Raw genomic sequence first — 6,036 nt, 5'->3', positions numbered from 1 at the left:
GGCCGCGCCGATCGCGATGGCCGGCAGGATCGGCAGGGCAGAGCCGTCGCTGGAGAACAGCGAGAGCAGCAGACCGACGAAGAGCCCGAACCACGCCCCGGAGGCCAGCCCGGCGATGGCGACGCGCGAGTAGGTGAGCCGACCCGTCACCCGCTCGACCATCGCCAGGTCGGTCCCGACGATCGTCACGTGCTGGACGGGGAACTCCTTGTCGGAGAGGTGGTCCACGGCACGCTGGGCCTCGAGGTAGGTCGCGTAGGACGCGATCTGCTCACCCTGCGGGGGCGTGGGCACCTGCGGCGGCCGGGACATCGGGTTCATCGACATGATCTGATTCTCGCCCCCTCCCCCGGGAGTTGCCAGGGCGTTCGCTGTGAGCCTTCGGTGAACGGGGCTGTCCGCAGCCGCGGCGATCAAGAGGTCGCACTACGCTGACGCCGTGAGCACACGGGTCTTCGCCGCACGCCTGGCAGGCACCGCCGTGTTCGACCCCATCGGTGATCAGGTCGGACGCGTGCGCGACGTCGTCGTGCTCCTGCGACCCCAGGGTCCGCCGCGCGCACTCGGCCTGGTGGTCGAGGTGCCCGGGCGCCGCCGGGTGTTCCTCCCGCTCTCGCGCGTGACGAGCATCGACACCGGTCAGGTCATCTCGACCGGGCTGGTCAACATGCGCCGCTTCGAGCAGCGCCCCGCCGAGACGCTCGCGATAGGCGAGCTGCTGGACCGGCCGGTGCAGCTCGCCGACGGCTCGGGCAGCGCGACAGTGGTCGACGTGGCGATCGAGCAGCAGCGCAACCGCGACTGGGTGGTCACCAAGCTCTTCCTTCGCCGCAGCGAGCACAGCAGGACGAGCCTCATGCGCCGCCGCGGGGACACCCTGCTGGTGGACATCAGCGAGGTCAGGGGCCTGGCAGCGAGCGCCTCCCAGGGCGCGGACCTGCTGCTGGCCTCCTACGAGGACCTCAAGCCGGCCGACCTCGCCGACGTCATGCACGACCTCACCGCGACCCGTCGCCTCGAGGTCGCGGCCGCGCTGGGCAACGAGCGGCTGGCCGACGTCCTGGAGGAGCTGCCCGAGGACGACCAGGTCGCGATCCTCTCCGCCCTGGAGCTGGGCCGCGCCGCCGACGTGCTGGACGCCATGCAGCCGGACGACGCCGCGGACCTGCTCGGCGAGCTGACGCTCGAGCAGGCGACCGAGCTGCTCGAGCTCATGGAGCCGGAGGAGGCGCGCGACGTGCGACGCCTGCTCGCCTACGAGGACAACACCGCCGGCGGTCTGATGACGACCGAGCCGGTGATCCTGGGGCCGGAGACGACGATCGCGACGGCCCTGGCCCATGTGCGTCGGCAGGACCTCACCCCTGCGCTGGCCTCGCTGGTCTTCGTCGCGCGCCCGCCCCTGGAGACCCCGACGGGACGCTTCCTCGGCGGCGTGCACATCCAGCGGCTGCTGCGCGAGGCCCCGCACGACCCGATCGGCGGGATCCTCGACACCGAGCTGGAGGGCCTTCGCCCCGAGGCCCCGCTGAGCCAGGTGGCCAGGGAGCTCGCGACGTACAACCTGCTCGCCCTGCCGGTGGTCGACGAGAACCGCCGCCTGCTCGGCGCGATCAGCATCGACGACGTCCTGGACCACCTGCTGCCGGAGGACTGGCGCGAGGACGACCAGGAGATGAGCGGGAACCTGCCCGAGCGCACCGAGGCCGACCATGGCTGAGCGCCTGGACACCCCCAAGGAGGCCCGCCGTCGGTGGCGGCCCCGCGTCGACCCCGACATGATCGGCCGCGGGGCGGAGACCTTCGCGCGGTTCATGGGGACCGGGACCTTCCTCGTCTACATGACCGCGTTCGTCATCATCTGGGTGACGCTCAACGCTGTCGCCCTCTACGGGCTGCGCTGGGATCCCTACCCGTTCATCCTGCTCAACCTCTTCTTCTCCGTGCAGGCCTCCTACGCGGCGCCGCTCATCCTGCTGGCGCAGAACCGGCAGGACGACCGCGACCGCGTCGCGCTCGAGCAGGACCGCCAGCGCGCCGAACGCTCGCTCGCCGACACCGAGTACCTGGCGCGGGAGATCGCATCGCTGCGCATCGCGATGGGGGACGTCGCCACCCGCGACTTCCTGCGCTCCGAGCTGCGCGACCTGCTCACGGAGCTCTCGGCCGAGCGCGAGGCGGAACGTGAGGAAGATCGCGAACGCGCCGCCGCGGCCGAGCGCGAGGAACGCCGGGCGGCGAAGCGCCGCGCCCGGCGCACCGCCGTGCAGGAGGCCTCCACTGAGGCGAGCCGGGACACGAGCGCCACGCAGGCCTGAGCACGCCCCGCGACCCGGCCCGACGGCCCGACCGCCCGACGGCGCACGCAGCCGCGGGCCTGAGCACGCTCCGCGACCCGCCGACGGCGCACGCAGCCGCGGGCCCCCGTCCGGTCAGGACCGCCACCCGTGGCGCAGACCTAGGATGGACGCCATGCCGTCGCTCTCCGAGTCCGTCCGCGCCGCACTGGCGACCGTCATCGACCCCGAGATCAGGCGTCCGATCACCGACCTGGGCATGGTGCGCTCGGTCGACATCACCGAGAGCCCTGCCGGTGCCGTCGTCACGGTGGGCATCGACCTCACCACGGCCGGCTGCCCGCTCAAGGACACCATCACCAAGGACACCACCGCCGCGGTGCGCGCGATCGACGGCGTCGCGGAGGTCGTCGTGGCGATGGGCGTGATGAGCGCGGAGCAGCGCTCGGAGCTGCGGTCGATGCTGCGCGGCGGCGAGCCCGAGCCCGTCATCCCCTTCACCCAGCCCGGCAACCTCACGCGCGTGTACGCGATCGCCTCGGGCAAGGGCGGGGTGGGCAAGTCCTCGGTGACGGCGAACCTCGCGGCCGCGATGGCCGCGGACGGCCTGTCGGTCGGGGTCGTCGACGCGGACGTCTACGGCTTCTCCTTGCCTCGGATGCTCGGGGTGGACCGCCCGCCGACGAAGGTCGACGACATGATCCTCCCGCCCATCGCCCATGGCGTGAAGGTCATCTCGATCGGGATGTTCGTGCCTTCGGGCCAGCCCGTGGTGTGGCGGGGGCCGATGCTGCACCGCGCACTGCAGCAGTTCCTCGCTGACGTGTTCTGGGGCGACCTCGACGTCCTGCTGCTCGACCTGCCGCCCGGGACGGGGGACATCGCGATCTCCGTCGCTCAGCTGCTGCCGAACAGCGAGCTCGTCGTGGTCACGACCCCGCAGGTCGCCGCGGCCGAGGTCGCCGAGCGCGCCGGGTCGATCGCCACGCAGACCCGCCAGCACGTGGTGGGCGTGGTGGAGAACATGTCCTGGATGGATCAGCCGGACGGGACCCGCCTGGAGATCTTCGGTTCCGGCGGCGGCAGCGTCGTGGCGGCGAACCTGAGCACGCTCGTCGGCGCGCCCGTTCCGCTGCTGGCCCAGGTGCCGCTCGACGTCGCACTGCGGGAGGCCGGCGACGAGGGCACGCCCGTCGTGCTCCGTGACCCCGACTCGCCGGCAGGGCAGGCCCTGCGTGGCCTGGCGACGAGCCTGGCGAAGCGCTCGCGCGGTCTCGCCGGACGACCGCTGGGGCTCTCGCCCGTCACGTCGTAGCAGCGGAGCGCTCGTCACGCGGTGGCGGCGGAGTGCTCGTCACGCCGTGGCAGCAGAGCGCTCGTGACGTCGTGGCAGGGTGCCGGTCAGGTCGTTCCTGCGCCGGTCAGGTGGTGCCCGCGCCGCGCCCCTCGCCTCCTGGCAGCGCGTTCGGAGATGTTGACCCGTGTTCGTTTCTGACCGATACTGAGCGAATGCTCGCTTCCCAGCGGCAGGACCTCATCCTCGCCCAGATCAAGGCCGACGGCGCCGTGCGCGTCGCTGACCTGGTCGAGAGCCTCGACGTCTCCGACATGACCGTCAGACGGGACATCTCCGAGCTCGCTCAACGCGGGCTCGTCCGCCGCGTGCACGGCGGGGCAGTGGACTCCCGGCCTGCCGCCCTCGAGCCTGCCTTCCAGGCCAAGCGCGAGCTCGCCGGCGAGGAGAAGGCCGCCATCGCCGAGGCCGCGCTCGAGCTGGTGGAACCCGGAAGCGCGATCGCCCTGTCCGCAGGAAGCACCACGCATCTCCTTGCCCGTCTGATCGCCGACTCCCCCGCGATCCGCCCCCTGACGGTGGTCACCAACTCCCTGCCGGCCGCCGACGCCCTGCACCGCCCGGACGACCACTCCCTGACCGTCGTCCTCACGGGCGGGACCCGCACGCCGTCGGACGCGCTCGTCGGCCCGCTGGCGACCGCGGCGCTCGTCTCCCTTCGGGTCGATACCGCGTTCCTTGGTGTGCACGGCATGGACCTGGAGGCGGGACTGACGACCCCGAACCTGCTGGAGGCCGAGACCGACCGCGCACTCGTCGCGGCGGCGAGCCGCGTGACCGTGCTCGCCGACCACTCCAAGTGGGGCACCGTCGGGCTGAGCCGGATCGTGCCCCTCGAGCAGGTCGACGTGCTGATCACCGACGACGGGCTCCCTGCCGACGCTGCGCGGGCCCTGCGCGAGGTCGTCGGCACCGTCCGGCTCGCTCCGCGGTCCCGCCCCGCGACACCCACCTCATGACTCCGCACGCTCTTGCCCCAGCGGCCACCGCTCGACCCGAGGAGCTCCCCCGATGACCACCACCCCCGAGCAGATCGTCGCCTGGGACCGCAGCGAGGGCGCCGCGCGCGCCACCGCAGCCTTCGAGCGCGCCTTCGGGACGGCTCCCGACGGCGTGTGGTCCGCGCCGGGCAGGGTCAACGTGATCGGCGAGCACACCGACTACAACGGCGGCACGTGCCTGCCGATGGCGCTGCCGCACCGCACCTACGTCGCGTTCCGCCGACGTGCTGACGACGAGGTGCGTCTCGTGTCCGCCCAGGAGGGCGCTCCGGTCACGGTCTCGCTCGGCGAGGTGGCACCGGGAACGGTCGAGGGCTGGGCCGCCTACGTCGCGGGCGTGGCCTGGGCGCTCCGCGAGTCGGGCAGGACCGTGTCCGGCTTCGACGCGGCGGTCGACTCGTGCGTCCCCTACGGCGCGGGCCTGTCCTCCTCCGCCGCCCTGGAGTGCGCGGTCGCCGTCGCGCTCGACGAGACCCATGGCCTCGCTCTCGGGTCGAGCGACGAGGGCCGCGCCGTGCTGGCCCGGGCCTGCATCCGCGCGGAGAACGAGATCGCCGGCGCTCCCACGGGCGGGATGGACCAGTCCGCCTCGCTCCGGTGCCAGGAGGGTCACGCTCTGCTGCTGGACACGCGGGACGGGTCGACGCACCACATCCCGCTCGACCTGGGCTCGCACGGCCTCGCACTGCTGGTGATGGACACCCGGGCGGAGCACCAGCTCGTCGACGGCCAGTACGCCGCACGGCGCACCATGTGCGAGGCGGCAGCACACGAGCTGGGCGTGACGACACTGCGCGAGGTCACCGACCTCGACGACGCGCTGGCCCGGCTCGCCGCGATGCCCGACGCGGACGTCGTCACTCGTCGCGTGCGCCACGTCGTGACCGAGATCGCACGCGTCCAGGAGATCGCTGACCTCCTCGCACGAGACGCCGTGGAGGAGATGGGACCCGTGCTCAGCGCCGCTCACGCCTCGCTGCGCGACGACTACGAGGTCAGCTGCCCAGAGCTCGACGTCGCGGTGGACACGGCTGCCGCGCACGGCGCTCTCGGAGGGCGCATGGTCGGTGGCGGCTTCGGCGGTTCGGCGATCGCCCTCGTGCGGGTCGACGACGTCGACCGTGTAGCCGCAGCCGTGGATGAGGCGTTCGCCTCGCGGGGCTGGCATGCCCCGGCCTTCCTCGTCGCCCAGGCCGCGGCCCCCGCCGGGCGGGACTGAGGCCCGCACGCCATGACGTGACGCACTCCTGACGCGACAACAGCCCCTCCGGAACGAGTCCGGTGGGGCTGATGTCTGTCTCTTCGGCACGTTCCGCGACTACCTTGAGAACTTCACCCTGTGATCTTCGTCACACTCGCGACACGCTCGAGTCCCGCACATGCG

General features: G+C 72.5%; 6 protein-coding genes. 5 read left to right on the top strand and 1 reads right to left on the bottom strand.

What is annotated here, in order from left to right; genetic code table 11:
• Positions 1–327, bottom strand: a 327-nt coding sequence (locus tag ABWK99_RS12355; RefSeq protein WP_372595004.1) for a general stress protein, incomplete at its 3' end; no start/stop codon positions are given.
• 112 nt (positions 328–439) lie between these two features.
• Here ABWK99_RS12355 and ABWK99_RS12350 point away from each other — a divergent pair.
• From ABWK99_RS12350 to galK, 5 genes are all read left to right on the top strand, one after another.
• Positions 440–1,720: a magnesium transporter MgtE N-terminal domain-containing protein gene (locus tag ABWK99_RS12350; RefSeq protein WP_372595003.1), complete on the top strand. Its 1,281-nt coding sequence runs from the start codon at positions 440–442 to the stop codon at positions 1,718–1,720.
• Positions 1,713–2,318 (top strand): DUF1003 domain-containing protein, encoded by a 606-nt coding sequence (locus ABWK99_RS12345; protein ID WP_372595002.1) that lies wholly within the window; start codon positions 1,713–1,715, stop codon positions 2,316–2,318. The genes ABWK99_RS12350 and ABWK99_RS12345 overlap by 8 nt, the downstream gene beginning before the upstream one ends.
• 154 nt (positions 2,319–2,472) lie before the next feature.
• A complete protein-coding gene (locus ABWK99_RS12340; protein ID WP_372595001.1) occupies positions 2,473–3,612 on the top strand; it encodes a P-loop NTPase in 1,140 nt (379 codons plus the stop codon).
• 194 nt (positions 3,613–3,806) lie between these two features.
• Positions 3,807–4,610, top strand: a complete 804-nt coding sequence (locus tag ABWK99_RS12335; protein WP_372595000.1) for a DeoR/GlpR family DNA-binding transcription regulator — start codon at positions 3,807–3,809, stop codon at positions 4,608–4,610.
• A 52-nt stretch (positions 4,611–4,662) separates the two neighbouring features.
• Positions 4,663–5,871 (top strand): galactokinase, encoded by a 1,209-nt coding sequence (galK, locus tag ABWK99_RS12330; RefSeq protein ID WP_372594999.1) that lies wholly within the window; start codon positions 4,663–4,665, stop codon positions 5,869–5,871.
• Positions 5,872–6,036 lie beyond the last annotated feature (165 nt).

Origin of the sequence: Actinotalea sp. (assembly GCF_041597215.1) — a bacterium.
Taxonomy (GTDB): Bacteria; Actinomycetota; Actinomycetes; order Actinomycetales; family Cellulomonadaceae; genus Actinotalea.
This window is presented reverse-complemented; position numbering and strand designations above follow the sequence as displayed.

Excerpts from the sequence above, each read along its gene's own strand:
- ABWK99_RS12345 (WP_372595002.1), top strand. The coding sequence starts at position 1,713 with ATGGCTGAGCGCCTGGACACCCCCAAGGAGGCCCGCCGTCGGTGGCGG.
- ABWK99_RS12335 (WP_372595000.1), top strand. The coding sequence starts at position 3,807 with ATGCTCGCTTCCCAGCGGCAGGACCTCATCCTCGCCCAGATCAAGGCC.
- ABWK99_RS12340 (WP_372595001.1), top strand. The coding sequence starts at position 2,473 with ATGCCGTCGCTCTCCGAGTCCGTCCGCGCCGCACTGGCGACCGTCATC.
- galK (WP_372594999.1), top strand. The coding sequence starts at position 4,663 with ATGACCACCACCCCCGAGCAGATCGTCGCCTGGGACCGCAGCGAGGGC.